This is a genomic window from Flagellimonas sp., assembly GCF_965601775.1.
GTDB lineage: Bacteria > Bacteroidota > Bacteroidia > Flavobacteriales > Flavobacteriaceae > Flagellimonas.
In genome coordinates, this window is record NZ_OZ271837.1 from 948,824 (window position 1) to 964,908 (window position 16,085).

Genomic DNA, 16,085 nt, shown 5'->3' on the forward strand with positions numbered 1-16,085 from the left:
TTTATGGTGCAACGACAATATATTGCCAGTCAGCATTTGTTCCTACAAAACCTGCGCCTGTAAATTCTTGAATAAGAACTGAAAAACTCCCGGCTGCTTGATTTGTAAGTTGAATTATAATTGGATTGTTAGAAGGATTTTGCTCTACAGTAAGTTGAATAATTGATGTAGCGGTAATAGCGGGATTAGTTTCTGTATACGCTCCAGCTGTTCCAGCGGCGGAAGCTACCCTTCCAGTAAGCACAATCTCTTCAACTACGTCTAGCGCTGAATCATCCACCAGGACCCAGTCGGTACCGTCCCATTGCATGAGCTGTCCCGCTGCTGTTCCGTCGGCGATTTTTGGCAGTGTCACGGCGTTGTCAGCGATTTCGTTGTCTGTTATCCCGTTAGCGGCCACGTCGAGCGTGAGCGGGTCCACGGCTGTCCCGCTCCCGGAGAGCGTGAGGGTGGCATCGGTTGCGTTGGTGACCTCGTTTCCTACTATTCCGTCCTGTTCGGTAACGGTCAGGGCGGAGTCGTCCACCAGGACCCAGTCGGTACCGTCCCATTGCATGAGCTGTCCCGCTGCTGTTCCGTCGGCGATTTTTGGCAGTGTCACGGCGTTGTCAGCGATTTCGTTGTCTGTTATCCCGTTAGCGGCCACGTCGAGCGTGAGCGGGTCCACGGCTGTCCCGCTCCCGGAGAGCGTGAGGGTGGCATCGGTTGCGTTGGTGACCTCGTTTCCTACTATTCCGTCCTGTTCGGTAACGGTCAGGGCGGAGTCGTCCACCAGGACCCAGTCGGTACCGTCCCATTGCATGAGCTGTCCCGCTGCTGTTCCGTCGGCGATTTTTGGCAGTGTCACGGCGTTGTCAGCGATTTCGTTGTCTGTTATCCCGTTAGCGGCCACGTCGAGCGTGAGCGGGTCCACGGCTGTCCCGCTCCCGGAGAGCGTGAGGGTGGCATCGGTTGCGTTGGTGACCTCGTTTCCTACTATTCCGTCCTGTTCGGTAACGGTCAGGGCGGAGTCGTCCACCAGGACCCAGTCGGTACCGTCCCATTGCATGAGCTGTCCCGCTGCTGTTCCGTCGGCGATTTTTGGCAGTGTCACGGCGTTGTCAGCGATTTCGTTGTCTGTTATCCCGTTAGCGGCCACGTCGAGCGTGAGCGGGTCCACGGCTGTCCCGCTCCCGGAGAGCGTGAGGGTGGCATCGGTTGCGTTGGTGACCTCGTTTCCTACTATTCCGTCCTGTTCGGTAACGGTCAGGGCGGAGTCGTCCACCAGGACCCAGTCGGTACCGTCCCATTGCATGAGCTGTCCCGCTGCTGTTCCGTCGGCGATTTTTGGCAGTGTCACGGCGTTGTCAGCGATTTCGTTGTCTGTTATCCCGTTAGCGGCCACGTCGAGCGTGAGCGGGTCCACGGCTGTCCCGCTCCCGGAGAGCGTGAGGGTGGCATCGGTTGCGTTGGTGACCTCGTTTCCACTATTCCGTCCTGTTCGGTAACGGTCAGGGCGGAGTCGTCCACCAGGACCCAGTCGGTACCGTCCCATTGCATGAGCTGTCCCGCTGCTGTTCCGTCGGCGATTTTTGGCAGTGTCACGGCGTTGTCAGCGATTTCATCGGTGTTTATGGCGTTATCGGCTATTTTATCATTGGTGATAGCATCATCAGCTATATCGTCTGTGTTTACTTCTCCATCCAGAATTTTATCCGAAGTAATTGCGTCCGCGAGAACTTTGCTATTCGTAACTGCATTATTCGCCAATTCCACATCCGTAATACCAAGCGGACTTACATCCACTAAAAAAGGGTCGGCATCGGTACCGGTACCAGTTCTGGTCAAAGTGGCATCAAAAACATCTCGAATTTCATTTCCTATAATACCATCATCTTCGGTAACATTTATGGCCGTTTCTTCAATAAGGACCCATTCTGTTCCATTCCACTGAATAAGTTGCCCGTCAATAAGCCCGTCTGCAATCTTGTCCAAGGTGACCGAATCATCACCCAATTGCAAACTTCGAATGGAATTGGGTTGAATATGTAAATCTCCATTCACAGTGGACGGGACAATATTGCGAATCCCATTGATCATTCCCACTTCAAAGTTGAAATTGCTGGTCGCTGGGTCTTCGATTATGACTATGGTCGGGTCTGGATTAACGATTGGGTCAGCGGTAAACGTTTGCTCATCTGGTTGTTCACAGGGGTTAAACCATTCTGTCCCTGTATAAAAGTGTACGCACTGTGTATCGGTATTGTAGACCATGGCACCCTGCAATGGGGTGATGTTCAACATTTGGACATTGGATACCCGGGTGATAACTAAAACCCGAGTTCTACTTTCCAATTCCAAAACAGAGGAGGCGTCCAAATTTTCTGGATTTTCCCCTATTTTGATTTGGCCATACAAGGATGTCCCGAAGAGCAGGCACAGAATCAGGGGAAGAACAATATTTTTCACAGTAATGTGGTTTGAGGTTTACTTTTTGTAAACCGCAAAACTACTTTTCTCCTTTGATAATTCTAATTATAACCGTTAAAATGTACAGCTTCAAAGTTGAAAGTCTCATGCTTGGCCACTTCGATTTTATAAGGAATTAACAAAAGTTTAGAATGTTTTTATTTTTTTTACGGTGTCCATAGACTTTCTTTAACAAAAGCTAACACTCTTCGTATGAAACATACCCTTCTTTTTCTTCTTTGTTTCTTTTGCTATGGATTGACCATAGCGCAGGACGGAAGACAGTTATTGCGTGGAAAGGTGTTGTATCGAGGAGGTAATGTGGCCAACGAAAATGTAATCAATGCCACAGCAGAAACGGCAACGATTACTACCGAGAATGGAGAATTTATGATTGCCGTTAAAGAGGGTGACCAATTGGTTTTTACAGCGGTGAACTATCAGCTGGAAGTAGTAAAAATCACTTCTGAAATCTTGCAAAATAATAGGTTGGTTGTAGAGGTAACCGAAAAAATCACGGAATTGGATGAAGTGGTGGTCAGTCCAGAGAACCAAGAAAAGTTTTTGGAGGTAAAAAATGAAGATTTTAAGGGCTTTGAATACGAAATAGATCGCGGTACCGAGGTTCAAAATGTTGCGGAAGCCCAAAGCGTAAGGGGTATGCGTGATGGACTCAATTTCACTAATATTTTCAAAGCCTTATTCAAGGCAAGGGATGATGGCTCAGAAGAAAGAGCACCTTTGAAGGTCAGTGATGTATTGCGTCAGGTCTATGATGATGAGTTTTTTGTAGTAGACCTCAAATTACCCCAAAACCAAATAGATGCGTTTCTTCTTTATTGTGATGATAAGGTTCCTTCCCAAACTCTACTTCGAAAGGAAAATGAGTTTCAATTGATTGATTTTCTGGTGACCCAAAGCAAAACGTATTTGGCTGAATTGGATGAAGAGTAGATTTCGTTTGGGGTGTGTGCTGGTTCTATTTCTAAATCTGGTTGGCGCTCAGGAAACCAAAGTATTGAATGGGCAAGTTGAGGCCCCTGGAAAGGATGTAGTGGGTGTCGTCATTCAGAATATCACTTCAAAAAAAGCGGTTATTACAGGATTTGATGGGCAATTCTCCATACAAGTGCAAGTAGGGGATACTTTGGTGTTTTCGGCGGTTCAATTCATAAGAAAAACTGTGCCTATAAGCAAGGTCATTTTCAATACGAATTTTGTAAGAATCCCCATGGAAGAATTTGTAAATGAATTGAGGGAAGTTGTGGTCCAACCCTATAACCTTTCTGGTAATTTGAGTGAGGACGTAGGCGGGCTTAAGCTGGAAAAGGATGTAAGTGCTGTGGCTTTGGGGCTTCCCAACGCGGGTATTCGGATTAAAACACAAAGTGAACGCAAATTACAGGAAGCTGCTGGCCCAAAATTCAATCCTGGTATGATATTGAACCCACCATTGTACCCGCTTATAAATGCCATTACCGGTCGCACAAAAATGCTTAAAAATCGGGTTAAGGTGGATAATACGTATGCACGTACCCAAAGGGTACAGGACTTTTATGTGGACTCTCTATTTACGGCTACTTTAAAGATTCCTATGGAAAAAATTGAGGATTTCATGTATTTCTGCGAAGTGGATGCCGAGTTTCAGGAAGTAGTCGACTCTAGGGATAAATTACGTATTTGGGATTTTATGATTTCGAAGAGTAGGGCCTACAGGGAAAATAATAAATTGGATTAGTTTTGGCACAGGTTTTGGAATTTCAAAAAAAACTTAGGCAATGAAAGTATCATTCAAGTACGGCGTATGGATTCTTGTCATCTTCACTTTCTTCTCATTTTCTGAGATGCATAAGTTTTATGTGAGTGTGACCAATGTAAACTACTCTGAAAAGAATCAGGCTTTCCAGATTACCACACGTATTTTTATTGATGATTTGGAGGATGTTCTGCTTGAACGCTATGACATCACCAGTAAATTAGCCAGTGTAGAGGAGTCTGAGGTTGCAGAAGACTATATCAAAAAGTATTTCAATACAAAATTTGTGGTCGAAATCAATGGTGAAAAGGTAGATTATACTTTTTTGGGAAAGACCTATGACAATGATGTAGTTATATGTTATCTAGAGATTCCCAATAAGCAACTTTCCGAAACGAAATCCATAGCCATTCAAAATGAAATCCTTACCGACCTTTTTGATGAACAACAGAATATTGTCCACTTTAAATTGAATGGACAAAAGAAAAGTTTTGTTCTCATACGGGATAATAATAAAGGAATGTTAAACTTGTGACCAACTCTTAAGGATTGGTTAAAAAAAGAGTTATTTTTCCGCGATTAAAAATTAAAGAAAAAATGAACAAAATCAAGTATTGTTTTGCTTCCCTTCTATTTCTTTTTGGAGCACTTGCCTTTGCCCAAGAGGAAGAAGCAAAAGAAGAACGCAAACCAGGACATTATAACCAAAGTAAGTTCAAGCAACTGTACGAAGAGTTTTCTACTCCAAATACCTACCGTTCTGCTTCTGGAAGTCCAGGCCCTGATTACTACCAGCAACAGGCTGATTACAAGATGGACATCACCTTGGATGACAAAAACGCCAAAATCTATGGTGAAGAAACCATTACATACTACAACAACTCTCCAGATGATCTGGAATTTCTCTGGGTACAATTGGACCAAAATGTTAGGGCCAAGGATTCCAAATCTCCTTTACGAAATGGAAATGGAGTAAACTTTGCTTACACTGCAGGGAACTTTGCCAAAACGTATGTTGCTGAGCCTTTTGATGGTGGTTTTAATATTGATTTTGTGAAGGATGCTAACGGAAATGCATTGTCCTATACCATCAATCAAACTATGATGCGGGTTAATATTCCCCAACCGCTTAAAAGTGGAGAAACTACTTCTTTTTCGATTAAATGGTGGTATAACATTAACGATCACGTGAATGACAGAGGTCGTTCTGGGTACGAGTTTTTTCCAGCTGATGGAAATAGAAACTATATCATAGCGCAGTTCTTTCCTCGTATGGCGCATTATAGCGATGTGGAAGGATGGCAAAACCATCAATTCTGGGGAAATGGTGAGTTTGCTTTACCTTTCGGAAATTATGAAGTAAACATTACAGTTCCATCTGATCATGTTCTGGATGCTACCGGGGTACTTCAAAATAGGAAAGAAGTGTTCTCTAGGGATATGATGAAGCGGTACAATCAGGCTAAAAAATCCTATGATAAGCCGGTTGTTATTGTTACCCAGGAGGAAGCTACGGCTAAGGAAAGTAGCTTTGCCAATGATACCAAAACATGGAGATTCAAAACGGAACCTGGGGTTTTGGTGCGGGATTTCGCTTTCGCCACTTCTAGAAAGTATATTATGGATGCCCAAGCTGTCAAGTTAGGTGGTAAAGAAGTAATGGCGGTTTCCCTTTATCCAAAGGAAGGTAACCCGCTTTGGGAGGAGCAATCCACCAAGGCTGTTGTTCAGACTTTAGAAACCTACTCTAAATTCACTTTTGATTATCCCTATCACAAAGCGATTTCTGTGCACGCTGCACAAATCGGAATGGAGTACCCTATGATTTGTTTCAACTTCGGGCGACCAAACCCTGATGGAACTTATTCTGACCGTACGAAGTTTGGAATGATCAGCGTGATTATTCATGAAGTGGGTCATAACTACTTCCCCATGATTGTAAACTCTGACGAGCGTCAGTGGGGATGGATGGACGAAGGTTTGGATACTTTTATGCAGTATTTGACAGAACAAGAATTTGGTGAAAACTATCCAGATGTTATTGCTCCAAATAGCAATTATCCTTCCCGTAGAGGAGAGCCTGCCAAAATTGTTCCCTACATGAGTGGCGATCAAAATTTCATCGCTCCAATCATGTCCAACCCAGAGAATGTGTATAGCCTAGGTCCAAATGCTTACGGAAAGCCAGCAACGGCACTAAATATTCTTCGTGAAACCGTAATGGGTAAAGAATTATTTGACCATGCATTCAAAACTTATGCACAACGTTGGATGTTCAAACACCCAACGCCTGAAGACTTCTTCCGAACTATGGAGGATGCTTCTGCTGTGGATTTGGATTGGTATTGGAGAGGTTGGTTCTACACTACAGATTATGTGGACATAGGGGTAAAAGGTGTTAAGAAGTACTATGTGACTTCTAAGCCTACCAAAGAAATGGAAAAATACATGGCCGATAGAAATCTGACTGAAGCCGACCTACCTCCTTTGGTGTATTTGGCCGCTGAGGATAGCGAAGATTACAGTGAGGACTTAAAAGGAAAGGCTCCAACCGAAGTGTCCCAAAACTTGAAAGAGTTTATGATGGACAACATGTCTGCCGAAGAAAGAGCACAAGTGAAAGAGCCTAAGTTCTTCTATGAAGTGACTTTTGACAAACCAGGTGGAATTCCAATGCCTTTGATTGTAGAGTACACCTATGCGGATGGTTCAAAGGAAAACATCACCTATCCAGCAGAAATTTGGAGAAAGAATGATGCCGAGGTGAAGCGTGTTGTTGCTACTGAAAAGGAAATTGTCGGTATTGTGGTAGACCCGAAATTGGAGACCGCGGACATCGACACTACAAACAATGCTTGGCCCAAGAAAGAGGAAAAATCCGATTTTGATAAATTCAAGGATAGTATCAAAGGGAAATAATCCTAAAATATAATTTCGATAAAAAGCCCTGCTAAATTGCAGGGCTTTTTTATTTTCCAATCAAGTTCTCATTATATTTGTTTTATGTATTTCCTTTTTATAAGCGGAGCTGAGATTTTTTTCATCCTTTTTATTGTGGTGATGGTGTTTGGTGCAGATAAAATCCCAGGAATAGCCAAGGGTTTGGGTAAAGGGATGAGACAGTTGCGCGATGCTACGGATGATATTAAGCGTGAGATTCAGAAAAGTGCCGAAAAACAAGGGATAGACACTGACTTCACCAAAGAAATACGAGATGAACTCAATGAGGTGAAAAAAAATGTGGATGAAGTAACCGGAACAATCAAAAGAAGCTAAACCCATGTTGGAACAGTTGCTCCAATGGGATCAAGAAACACTGCTTTATCTTAACAACCTCGGCTCTCCTACTTATGACGGTTTTTGGTCATTCGTAACCCGTATTTTACATTGGTCTCCCCTTTTTTTACTATTCTTCGCGCTCTTTTTAATTAAGTTTCCCAAAAGACAAGCTTTAGAACGAATAAGTCTCTTAATCGTGCTTGTTCTGGCTATAACAGGCTTGTGTAATATGGTCAAAGAATGGGTGGGCCGCTTAAGACCCTGCAACGACGAATCTATAAACGGGATGATGCGCATTTTGCATACACCTGGGGATTTTAGCTTTTTCTCAGGACACGCTTCCAGTTCTTTTGCGGTTACCGTTCTGGTTTATTTGTTGTTGAAGGGTAAGGTAAAGTGGGCCGCAATCTTCTTTATTTGGCCTCTATTGTTTTCCTACAGTAGGCTATATCTAGGTGTTCATTACCCTTTGGATGTAATAACCGGTGCTTTAGTAGGTACCCTTTTGGCTTGGACCTTTTTCAAAACATATCAAAGGCTATTTCACCCTGCTCAAGGTTAACCCATCTCGAACAGGCAATAGCACGGTTTCTACTCTTGGGTCTTTTTTTAGTTTTTCATTGTATTCTAGCAGCGCTGTAGTAGCGTAGTCGGTTTTTTCTAATGGTTCTACCACTTTTCCTGACCAAAGCACGTTGTCCGACAAAATGATACTTCCCGATTTGGTCTTCTGCATTACACATTCAAAATACGCAGGATAGTCCACTTTGTGGGCATCAATAAACACCAAGTCAAAAACGACATCCAGCTTGGGAATTATCTGCAAGGCGTCTCCGGTATGCTGAATTATTTGGTTTCCCAGACCGCTTTTGTCAAAATACTTCCGCTGCATCTCAAAAAGCTCCTCATTAACTTCAATTGTATGTAAGGCACCATCTTTTTGTAGACCTTCTGCCAAACAAATAGCTGAGTACCCAGTGTATGTACCAATCTCCAAAATGTATTTTGGCGTGATGATTTTGGAAAGCAGGCTCAACACTCTCCCTTGAAAATGACCCGTAATCATTCTGGGGCGAACTACTTTTAGATGTGTCTCCCGTGTAAGTTCTTTCAGGAGTTCTGGTTCATCTTCAGAATGATTCGCTATATAAGACTCTAAAAGAGGGGATAGAAAATGCATCGGTAACTTTTTGTAAAAATAGGGAAAACACTACTTTAGGATTTCTGTAAAAATTGGAAACACCATCATGTCAAAGTTTAAAGGAATTTTTAGAGATGCCGTCCTATCGGACTTACCAGAACTCCTCAATTTTGAACAGGGAATCATTATTGCGGAACGACCGTATGACCCAACCTTAGGAGAAGACCCATTAAGTTATTATGACCTGAAGGAATTGGTGCTTGACCCAAACACCAAGGTGGTTGTAGCAGAAGATGAGGGAGGAAAGCTTGTAGCCTCAGGTTATGCGGTTTCCAAAAAAGCGAGGCATTACCTGGATCATGAAACCTACGCGTATTTAGGTTTTATGTTTACAGACCCAGACTATCGAGGTCTAGGCATCAATGCTCGTATTGTTGATGAGTTGGTGAACTGGTCCAAGGACCAGGGATTCAACGAAATTCGTCTTACGGTATATGAAGATAATCTTCCGGCGATAAAAGCTTATGAAAAGGTTGGGTTCAAAAAACACCTAGTCGAAATGCGTATTCCCAGAAGTTCCGAAAATAAGTGAGCAAGTCGTATTTTTGAAATATGGACACAATGACCTTTCAAAATACTTTGGAATTTGCAAGACAGTTGGATAGCGAAGATGCTTTGGCATCCTATCGTAATGAATTCCACTTCCCTCAAGTGAATGGAAAAGATGTTATCTATTTTACCGGAAATTCACTGGGACTTCAGCCTAAAAGAACTAAGCGGTTTGTAGATGAGGTCATGGATGATTGGAAGAACTTGGCCGTGGAAGGTCATTTTTATGCAGAGAAACCATGGTGGGACTATCATGAAAGGTTGGCGGAAGGTTTATCAAAAGTTGTTGGAGCCAAACCGGAAGAAATTTCGGTAATGAACACACTTACCGTGAATCTTCATTTGTTGATGGTGTCTTTTTATCGTCCAACCAAACAACGATTTAAGATTCTTTGTGAGGAAAAAGCGTTTCCTTCAGACCAATATATGCTTCAAAGTCAAGTGCGTTTTCATGGATTTGACCCTGAAGAAGCTATTGTGGAGGTCAAAAAAAGACCAGGGGACCATTTCTGGAGAATCGAGGACGTTGTTCAAGCTATCGAAGATTCTGGTGACGAGCTAGCGTTGGTATTGATTGGGGGGGTGAACTATTACAACGGACAGGTTTTTGATATGCAGCGTATTACCCAAGCTGGGAGATCGGTGGGAGCCCTGGTGGGATGGGATTTAGCCCACGCTGTGGGTAACGTAAATCTAGACTTGCACGAATGGGGAGCCGACTTTGCCGCATGGTGCAGTTATAAATACATGAATAGTGGACCTGGAAATGCATCGGGCATATTTGTGCATGAAAGACACTTAGGAAAAAAAGACATTCCCAGATTTGAAGGTTGGTGGGGTACAAAAAAAGAAACCCGTTTTTTGATGCAACCTGAGTTTGACCCGATTGAAACAGCTGACGCATGGCAATTGAGTAATCCTCCCATTCTTTCACTGGCTCCTTATTTAGCCTCTTTGGAACTTTTTGATGAGGTAGGCATGTCTACATTAATAGAAAAACAACAGCTGATAGTTTCTTATTTGGAGTTTGTTCTTCAAGAGATTGATAAGGAAGTGGAAAGTACTTTTGAAATCATAACCCCAGAAGCCCGAGGCTGCCAACTTTCTGTTTTTTTGCATGGGGAGGGCAGGGAATTGTTCGATTATCTCATGAAAAACGGTGTAATTACGGATTGGCGTGAACCTAATGTTATCCGTTTGGCTCCAACGCCCTTTTATTCCTCTTATGAGGATATGTACCAGTTTGGCCAGATTCTTAAGCAAGGTATTCTAGAAAACTAACTGGAATACCGTGTCTTGACATATTCGGAGGGAGTCATTCCTTGATATTTTTTGAACTGTCTCGTAAAGTAAGAGGCATCGTTGAACCCAGATTGGAACATCACTCCATTGACTGAGGAATTGGATACATTAAAGAGTTCCACAGCTTTTTGAATTCTAAACTCGTTCACAAATCCTATGAATTTTTTTTGGGTCATTTTTTTGAAAAATCGACAAAAGGAATTAGGGGTTAAGCCCAATTGAAATGCGATTTTTTCGACAGAAATGTTCTGGGTGTACTGATTATTGATATAGTCAAACACCTGTTCCAAACGAAGTATATCTTCTCTTTTGAAATTGTCCAAAGGGAATGTTGTTCTAAGCGCTTGGTAACCACTCTCTTGGGATAATAAGTGTAAAATGCTTAGCAGATTGATTAGTTTCCCTTGATTGTCCAGTTTTTTAAATTTTTTGAACTCCTTTTCAAGTTTATGCTTTACTGGGTTATCAAAAATCAGAACATATCTTGATTTTTCAATAAGTTTTTTGATTTGAGAAAACTCTGGAAAAACTTTGAGCTTCTCATCCAGAAATTCCTTTTTAAACTGAATCACGATCTCTACATTATCGTGGTTTTCTTTATTTCCAAAATCCGCATGGGGGATGTCTCCTGCCAAAAAAACCAATGCCCCATCCGTATAAGCAGTTTTTGAAGTGTCAATATGGAGTACCCCACTACCATTTTTCACAAACACCAATTCATACTCCGGATGAATGTGCCATCCCGCCGATGCGCAATTATCGGCACTCCTGTAGGTTTCTATTTTGAAAGACGCATTCGATGTGACGTCTATGGTCTCTAACATGGGCTTCATGTACTAAAACTACCAAATAGTGAAGGATAAAACGAGATTTGGGAATAAAATAGCCTAGAAATTGAATACTTTATTCTAAAAAGTGCACAAGAATCAAGTTTACTTTGTAACACTCACGAAATTAAATCAACAGTATATAATCAATCACGAATGAAAGAAAGCGAACACTTTCTGCTTAATAATCAAGTAAAGATGCCCAAAATTGGGCTTGGAGTTTTGTTTGCCAAAAATAACAAGGAGGTAGAGAATGCTGTGATTTCTGCTTTGGAATCTGGATACCGAAAAATTGACACAGCATCCGCATATGAAAACGAAGAAGGGGTAGGAAGAGCAATTAAGAATAGCGGAGTACCCCGAGAAGCTATTTTTTTGGCGACCAAAGTGTGGAACACAGAACAAGGATATGAGACTACATTTGGGGCTTTTGAGAGAAGCCTGAATCGATTACAAACGGACTATGTGGATTTGTACTTGATTCATTGGCCCGTTGCGTCGAAATACAAGGAAACCTATCGGGCAATGGAACTTATTTATAAAAAAGGTCTAGCCAAAGCAATAGGGGTATGTAATTTTAGTGCTAATCAGATGCAAGATTTAATGGAACATTCGGAAATCGTTCCTGCGGTAAACCAAGTTGAGGTACATCCCCACCACAGTCAATTGGATTTATTGGATTTTGCCGACCAACATGGGATTCGACTGGAAGCTTGGCGCCCCATCATGATGGGAGAGGTTCTAAAGATTCCGGAATTGGTGGAGATAGGAAATCACCATGCTAAAACACCGGTTCAAGTAGCCTTACGGTGGTTGGTTCAAAGAGGAGTAGCAGTGATTCCCAAGTCAGTTACGCCTAAAAGAATTCAGGAAAACATCGACATTTTTGATTTTGAACTGTCCGCTTCCGAAATGAAGATCATTGAGGGATTGAACCAAAATAGAAATTTGGGAGAAAACCTATCGCATATCTTTTAATTTGATTTTAAAAACCGACCTTTTCTACTAAATGAAATCATTACAACTTATTTTTTCCAGTCCTAGATATTTTGCACCGGCCTGGGTGTTTGCTAGCCTTAACATTTGGTTTGGAACTTGGGCCATTTATATTCCTTCGGTCAAGGAAAAGCTCGATATCAGCAAGGCTGATTTGGGCATAGCTTTATTCTGTCTTTCTTTAGGGGTATTTGTCATATTCCCGGTAGCTTCTACAATTATCAATCGGTTGGGAGTGGGCAAAGCGACTTGGTATGGGGTAATTTTAGCCAGCATAGCCGCACTTTTTCCCTTAATAGCTCCAAATTATTATGTTTTGATGGCCTCTTTATTCTTTTTTGGAGCTACCAATGGTTTGACCGATATCGCCATGAATACTTTGGTCACCGAGATTGAAAAAGAAGACAAGCAAAACTTTATGTCGGCCGCGCATGGTTTTTTCAGTTTGGGTGGTGTAATTGCTGGATTGGGCAGTTTTTTAATACCCTGGATAAACGATCCATTTCTTCATATGGTAATCATCGTGATTCTTGTTTTTGTTATCAACCTATACTTTAGACGACATTATTTTTCCATTAAAGCCGCGCCCATAGAAAAAGAACCATTTAGCTTAAAGCTATTCAAACCCTTATTGCTTTTAGGGATAATTGGGTTTGTAGCCATGGGTAGTGAGGGAGCTATTGTGGATTGGAGTGGACTGTATTTAAAAGAAGTCGCTTTAGCCCCGGAGATATTAATAGGTTCTGGATTTTTGGCCTTTTCTATTTCAATGACCTTGGGAAGGTTTTTGGGAGATGGGATTAGTGAAAGAATTGGCTCAATAAAGATTGTTGCCCTAGGAACTTGTATCGCTATTTTAGGATACATTTTGGTACTCACCAGTTCCATTTTTTGGGCCATTACCGGTTTTGCCTTGACTGGGCTAGGTTTTTCTGTGATTGTCCCAGAATTGTTCAGAATAGGAGGAAATATTAAAGGGGTTGATTCTGCACAGGGCGTTTCCTTTATAGCTGGGACTGGATACGCAGGTTTTTTGCTGGGTCCAGTAATCTTAGGATTTATTGCCGAAACAGGTGGACTTAAAAACACCTTTGCTGTTTTGCTGGGCGTAGCCGTTCTAGTATTGGTGGTTTCGCAAACCCTGGCTCGAAAAAAAAGCTCTTAATTCCTGTTTTTTCGCTTTGATTTGAATGGATTTCTTTTAGAGTCAAAGGAATCTATGAAATCTTGCATTTCATCTGTGAGCAGCAAGCTATTTTGATTTTCCCAAAATTCAGGGTCATACTCATATTTCAATTTGAAAATGTCCTTAGTAGCATTGGTATTACTGTTAAAGGGAAAATCTTCATTATTATCATAGGTCTTTAATACATATTCGCTGGTATATACATCTTTGAAGGGCTTTTTTATATGTGTAATTTCAACAGTATATGTGATCTTGGCTGAACTGATAAAATATTTATTCCATTTGGGCGACCTACTGAAGTTGACGGTTTGCTCCACGGCAATGGTTCTGGAACGTATGGGGCCATTCTTGAAAAAGTTATCTCTATCAATTTTGCTTTGCATTACAAAGGCTTCAATGGCTTTTGTGTCATTGTTGATGATATAATGTCCAGAAGTATTCAGTCCAACCAAGGTAGTATCACTTTGGAAGAAAACCTTGCCTTTGTTTTCGTTGGCAAACTCTTTTTCTATTAAACTGAAACCTTCCCCTGTTGCATTCAATCGGATAGTTTCAAAAAGTAGTTCTGAGAGGGAGAAAAAGGTAAAATATACTTTGTTTTCGTCTTTTTCCAGACCAATTTTTCTCATGTTGGCGATTTCAAAAGAAAAATCTTTTTTTGAAGCCTCCATACCTTTCCGATAAATCAGTGTTTTGCGCTGTAGCTTACCCTCAATATCCTGGATTCGTGTGATTTTCCCATTTTTTCGAAGCAAACATCTTAGAAAAAACCGCTCTTTAAATGGAGAAAACAAATAATGATGAGGAATAGAATCTTTAACCTTATCCCATAGGGTTTTGGTATTGGTCAATACCACCTCGTTCAGTTTGTAGGTGCTTGGCTTTAGGTAAATGGTGTCGGTAAGTTCCCCAAATGTCGTCTTGAGTTTTTCGTAGCCGACCTTGTACGCAGTAATGGAGTCCAATCGACTTATGAAAAAGAAAGCACCATCAGCATTGGTAAGGGTATTGCCGTGTTTATTGTAAACATCAACAAACTCAATAGGTTCTTTGTTTTCGGCATCCAGAATAACACCAAGCTTCTGATTTTGAGCCAAAACCGAAGTATAAACCAATAAAAGTGCTACAAACCCACCTAATTTCATTCGGTGACCACCTTCAAATTGGTAAAGCTTAAATTGAAACCACCTTCTGGTTTTTTATGGTCCTGTGCCAATACCAATCCTTCCAGTTCAGTATGGTTTTCCCAGGTAGTGGTCATTGAAGGTTCGGGTTGGTTGGCTTTTCTAAATATCCATTCTTTTAGAATAAAATCATCTTCAAAATAAAAATCATAGGCATCCCCTGGGGTATAGCCACCTTCGTTGGAATAGACAATGGTAAGCTTTTGCATGGGCTTGTTACTAATGGGGGCGGTAGTATTCTCGGTATGTTCGTACTCAAAATTGTTTTGGTCCCAAATCAGATTAAAGGGCGCTAGAACCCAATACCTGTCATTAATGAATCCTCCGTTTAACTTATAGGCCGCACTGTCCATATCTTTTCTCAAATAGGTTAAAGTGTCTTGCGCATTCATTGCGGTAATCTCGTTGATTTTAGGCTTCCAAATCCATGAGCGCTCAAAGTGCGAGCTGTCCCTGTCCACATTGAAGGTAAAATGAAACGCTTCCACAGATTTCCAATTTTCATATCCGTGGGCATCCGCAATTTTTTCGAGGATGGATTTAGGAGTTTCAACTTGTTCAACGGCAGATTTTTTCGTGTCGGTTTTGCAGGCCAGTAGAAAAACAAATGCGAGCGCAAAAAAATAGGTAGATTTCATGTCTTAATTTATGATTCAAATATACCGTCTTTTTCAGTTATCTTGTTGTTCGATTTAACCAAGAATTTACTTCAATAAAACCTTTCCAGTGACTTTTATCAAAAGGCTGTTTCTAACACTTATAAGTAACCTTGATAAGAGATCATTGGAAGAAAATGACCCGTATGCCCATCTTACGGATGAGGAACTGGTGAAGCGCATTGTAGCCAATAACAACCCCATGCTTTTTGGAAAATTGTATGACCGTTATGCAAAAATGGTATACAATAAGTGCTACGGCTTTGCCAAATCCCAAGATGAGGCAGAAGATTTGACACAGGATGTATTTCTTCAACTATTCATCAAGTTGAAGATGTTTAAAGGAAAATCCAAGTTTTCCACTTGGCTCTATTCCTTTACCTATAATTTCTGTGTCAACTATGTGAACCGGAACAAGCAACGAAAGATTAGTGACAAGTCTATTCCGGTAGAGGATTCGGAATACAAGCTTTCGGCTGAGGTTCCTGATGAGGATTTATTTGAATTGAAAACCAAAAAGTTGGAAAAGGCTTTGAACCTTATTTCGGCAGAGGACAAATCTCTGTTATTGCTCAAATATCAGGATGGAGCGAGCATCAAGGAATTGACCTCGTTAATGGAACTTGGGGAAAGCGCGGTGAAAATGCGCTTAAAACGAGCTAAAGAAAGACTAATGGAAATGTATAACACCTTGTAACAGA

The 16,085-nt window shown here is 41.5% G+C and carries 17 protein-coding genes; 11 read left to right on the top strand and 6 right to left on the bottom strand.

The features are described from left to right. Nucleotide 1: 1 nt before the first annotated feature. Both ACSLUF_RS04545 and ACSLUF_RS04550 read right to left on the bottom strand, forming a co-directional pair. Complete coding sequence (locus tag ACSLUF_RS04545; protein ID WP_435624947.1) at nucleotides 2-1,405, bottom strand: hypothetical protein; 1,404 nt, start codon at nucleotides 1,403-1,405, stop codon at nucleotides 2-4. Continuing rightward, complete coding sequence (locus ACSLUF_RS04550) at nucleotides 1,366-2,448, bottom strand: hypothetical protein (protein WP_435624948.1); 1,083 nt, start codon at nucleotides 2,446-2,448, stop codon at nucleotides 1,366-1,368. The genes ACSLUF_RS04545 and ACSLUF_RS04550 overlap by 40 nt, the downstream gene beginning before the upstream one ends. A 213-nt stretch (nucleotides 2,449-2,661) precedes the next feature. On the opposite strand from ACSLUF_RS04550, the gene ACSLUF_RS04555 reads away from it, so the two are divergent. The 6 genes from ACSLUF_RS04555 to ACSLUF_RS04580 all read left to right on the top strand — a co-directional run bounded on the left by ACSLUF_RS04555 (nucleotide 2,662) and on the right by ACSLUF_RS04580 (nucleotide 8,045). Then, complete coding sequence (locus ACSLUF_RS04555; RefSeq protein WP_435624949.1) at nucleotides 2,662-3,402, top strand: hypothetical protein; 741 nt, start codon at nucleotides 2,662-2,664, stop codon at nucleotides 3,400-3,402. Next, entirely contained in the window at nucleotides 3,392-4,186 is a 795-nt protein-coding gene (locus ACSLUF_RS04560; RefSeq protein WP_435624950.1) for a hypothetical protein, read from the top strand. The genes ACSLUF_RS04555 and ACSLUF_RS04560 overlap by 11 nt, the downstream gene beginning before the upstream one ends. Before the next feature lie 40 nt (nucleotides 4,187-4,226). Beyond that, the gene (locus ACSLUF_RS04565) at nucleotides 4,227-4,739 is read left to right on the top strand and encodes a DUF6702 family protein (RefSeq protein WP_435624951.1); all 513 of its coding nucleotides are present in this window, start codon (nucleotides 4,227-4,229) and stop codon (nucleotides 4,737-4,739) included. Nucleotides 4,740-4,801: 62 nt separating this feature from the next. After that, nucleotides 4,802-7,123: a M1 family metallopeptidase gene (locus ACSLUF_RS04570; RefSeq protein ID WP_435624952.1), complete on the top strand. Its 2,322-nt coding sequence runs from the start codon at nucleotides 4,802-4,804 to the stop codon at nucleotides 7,121-7,123. A gap of 84 nt (nucleotides 7,124-7,207) precedes the next feature. Next, a complete protein-coding gene (locus ACSLUF_RS04575) occupies nucleotides 7,208-7,480 on the top strand; it encodes a Sec-independent protein translocase subunit TatA/TatB (RefSeq protein WP_435624953.1) in 273 nt (90 codons plus the stop codon). Nucleotides 7,481-7,484: 4 nt separating this feature from the next. Continuing rightward, nucleotides 7,485-8,045 (top strand): phosphatase PAP2 family protein, encoded by a 561-nt coding sequence (locus tag ACSLUF_RS04580; protein ID WP_435624954.1) that lies wholly within the window; start codon nucleotides 7,485-7,487, stop codon nucleotides 8,043-8,045. On the opposite strand, the gene ACSLUF_RS04585 is transcribed toward ACSLUF_RS04580, so the two are convergent. Next, nucleotides 8,022-8,663, bottom strand: a complete 642-nt coding sequence (locus ACSLUF_RS04585) for an O-methyltransferase (RefSeq protein ID WP_435624955.1) — start codon at nucleotides 8,661-8,663, stop codon at nucleotides 8,022-8,024. The two genes, ACSLUF_RS04580 and ACSLUF_RS04585, sit on opposite strands and share 24 nt — an antisense overlap. A gap of 67 nt (nucleotides 8,664-8,730) precedes the next feature. Between ACSLUF_RS04585 and ACSLUF_RS04590 the strand changes: the two genes are divergently transcribed. Continuing rightward, the gene (locus tag ACSLUF_RS04590; protein ID WP_435624956.1) at nucleotides 8,731-9,216 is read left to right on the top strand and encodes a GNAT family N-acetyltransferase; all 486 of its coding nucleotides are present in this window, start codon (nucleotides 8,731-8,733) and stop codon (nucleotides 9,214-9,216) included. A 29-nt stretch (nucleotides 9,217-9,245) separates the two neighbouring features. Then, complete coding sequence (gene kynU, locus ACSLUF_RS04595) at nucleotides 9,246-10,514, top strand: kynureninase (RefSeq protein WP_435624957.1); 1,269 nt, start codon at nucleotides 9,246-9,248, stop codon at nucleotides 10,512-10,514. On the opposite strand, the gene ACSLUF_RS04600 is transcribed toward kynU, so the two are convergent. Further along, on the bottom strand, nucleotides 10,511-11,368 hold the full coding sequence (locus tag ACSLUF_RS04600; protein ID WP_435624958.1) for an AraC family transcriptional regulator: 858 nt from the start codon (nucleotides 11,366-11,368) through the stop codon (nucleotides 10,511-10,513). The genes kynU and ACSLUF_RS04600 overlap by 4 nt on opposite strands. Before the next feature lie 150 nt (nucleotides 11,369-11,518). Here ACSLUF_RS04600 and ACSLUF_RS04605 point away from each other — a divergent pair, with 150 nt between their 5' ends. Both ACSLUF_RS04605 and ACSLUF_RS04610 read left to right on the top strand, forming a co-directional pair. Then, nucleotides 11,519-12,340 (top strand): aldo/keto reductase, encoded by an 822-nt coding sequence (locus ACSLUF_RS04605; RefSeq protein WP_435624959.1) that lies wholly within the window; start codon nucleotides 11,519-11,521, stop codon nucleotides 12,338-12,340. 31 nt (nucleotides 12,341-12,371) lie between these two features. Then, nucleotides 12,372-13,523 (top strand): MFS transporter, encoded by a 1,152-nt coding sequence (locus ACSLUF_RS04610; protein WP_435624960.1) that lies wholly within the window; start codon nucleotides 12,372-12,374, stop codon nucleotides 13,521-13,523. Here the strand turns inward: ACSLUF_RS04610 and ACSLUF_RS04615 are convergent. Then, entirely contained in the window at nucleotides 13,520-14,689 is a 1,170-nt protein-coding gene (locus tag ACSLUF_RS04615; RefSeq protein WP_435624961.1) for a hypothetical protein, read from the bottom strand. The two genes, ACSLUF_RS04610 and ACSLUF_RS04615, sit on opposite strands and share 4 nt — an antisense overlap. Further along, a complete protein-coding gene (locus ACSLUF_RS04620) occupies nucleotides 14,686-15,366 on the bottom strand; it encodes a hypothetical protein (RefSeq protein ID WP_435624962.1) in 681 nt (226 codons plus the stop codon). Before ACSLUF_RS04620 ends, ACSLUF_RS04615 begins: the two co-directional genes overlap by 4 nt. An 88-nt stretch (nucleotides 15,367-15,454) precedes the next feature. On the opposite strand from ACSLUF_RS04620, the gene ACSLUF_RS04625 reads away from it, so the two are divergent. Then, on the top strand, nucleotides 15,455-16,081 hold the full coding sequence (locus ACSLUF_RS04625; RefSeq protein WP_435624963.1) for an RNA polymerase sigma factor: 627 nt from the start codon (nucleotides 15,455-15,457) through the stop codon (nucleotides 16,079-16,081). The last annotated feature ends 4 nt before the right edge of the window (nucleotides 16,082-16,085 follow it).

Bases quoted from the DNA above. Each gene is read 5' to 3' on its own strand.
- ACSLUF_RS04615 (WP_435624961.1), bottom strand. From the start codon at position 14,689: ATGAAATTAGGTGGGTTTGTAGCACTTTTATTGGTTTATACTTCGGTT.
- ACSLUF_RS04605 (WP_435624959.1), top strand. From the start codon at position 11,519: ATGAAAGAAAGCGAACACTTTCTGCTTAATAATCAAGTAAAGATGCCC.
- ACSLUF_RS04555 (WP_435624949.1), top strand. From the start codon at position 2,662: ATGAAACATACCCTTCTTTTTCTTCTTTGTTTCTTTTGCTATGGATTG.
- ACSLUF_RS04610 (WP_435624960.1), top strand. From the start codon at position 12,372: ATGAAATCATTACAACTTATTTTTTCCAGTCCTAGATATTTTGCACCG.
- ACSLUF_RS04600 (WP_435624958.1), bottom strand. From the start codon at position 11,368: ATGAAGCCCATGTTAGAGACCATAGACGTCACATCGAATGCGTCTTTC.
- ACSLUF_RS04580 (WP_435624954.1), top strand. From the start codon at position 7,485: ATGTTGGAACAGTTGCTCCAATGGGATCAAGAAACACTGCTTTATCTT.
- ACSLUF_RS04575 (WP_435624953.1), top strand. From the start codon at position 7,208: ATGTATTTCCTTTTTATAAGCGGAGCTGAGATTTTTTTCATCCTTTTT.
- ACSLUF_RS04570 (WP_435624952.1), top strand. From the start codon at position 4,802: ATGAACAAAATCAAGTATTGTTTTGCTTCCCTTCTATTTCTTTTTGGA.
- ACSLUF_RS04620 (WP_435624962.1), bottom strand. From the start codon at position 15,366: ATGAAATCTACCTATTTTTTTGCGCTCGCATTTGTTTTTCTACTGGCC.
- kynU (WP_435624957.1), top strand. From the start codon at position 9,246: ATGACCTTTCAAAATACTTTGGAATTTGCAAGACAGTTGGATAGCGAA.
- ACSLUF_RS04565 (WP_435624951.1), top strand. From the start codon at position 4,227: ATGAAAGTATCATTCAAGTACGGCGTATGGATTCTTGTCATCTTCACT.
- ACSLUF_RS04590 (WP_435624956.1), top strand. From the start codon at position 8,731: ATGTCAAAGTTTAAAGGAATTTTTAGAGATGCCGTCCTATCGGACTTA.
- ACSLUF_RS04585 (WP_435624955.1), bottom strand. From the start codon at position 8,663: ATGCATTTTCTATCCCCTCTTTTAGAGTCTTATATAGCGAATCATTCT.
- ACSLUF_RS04560 (WP_435624950.1), top strand. From the start codon at position 3,392: ATGAAGAGTAGATTTCGTTTGGGGTGTGTGCTGGTTCTATTTCTAAAT.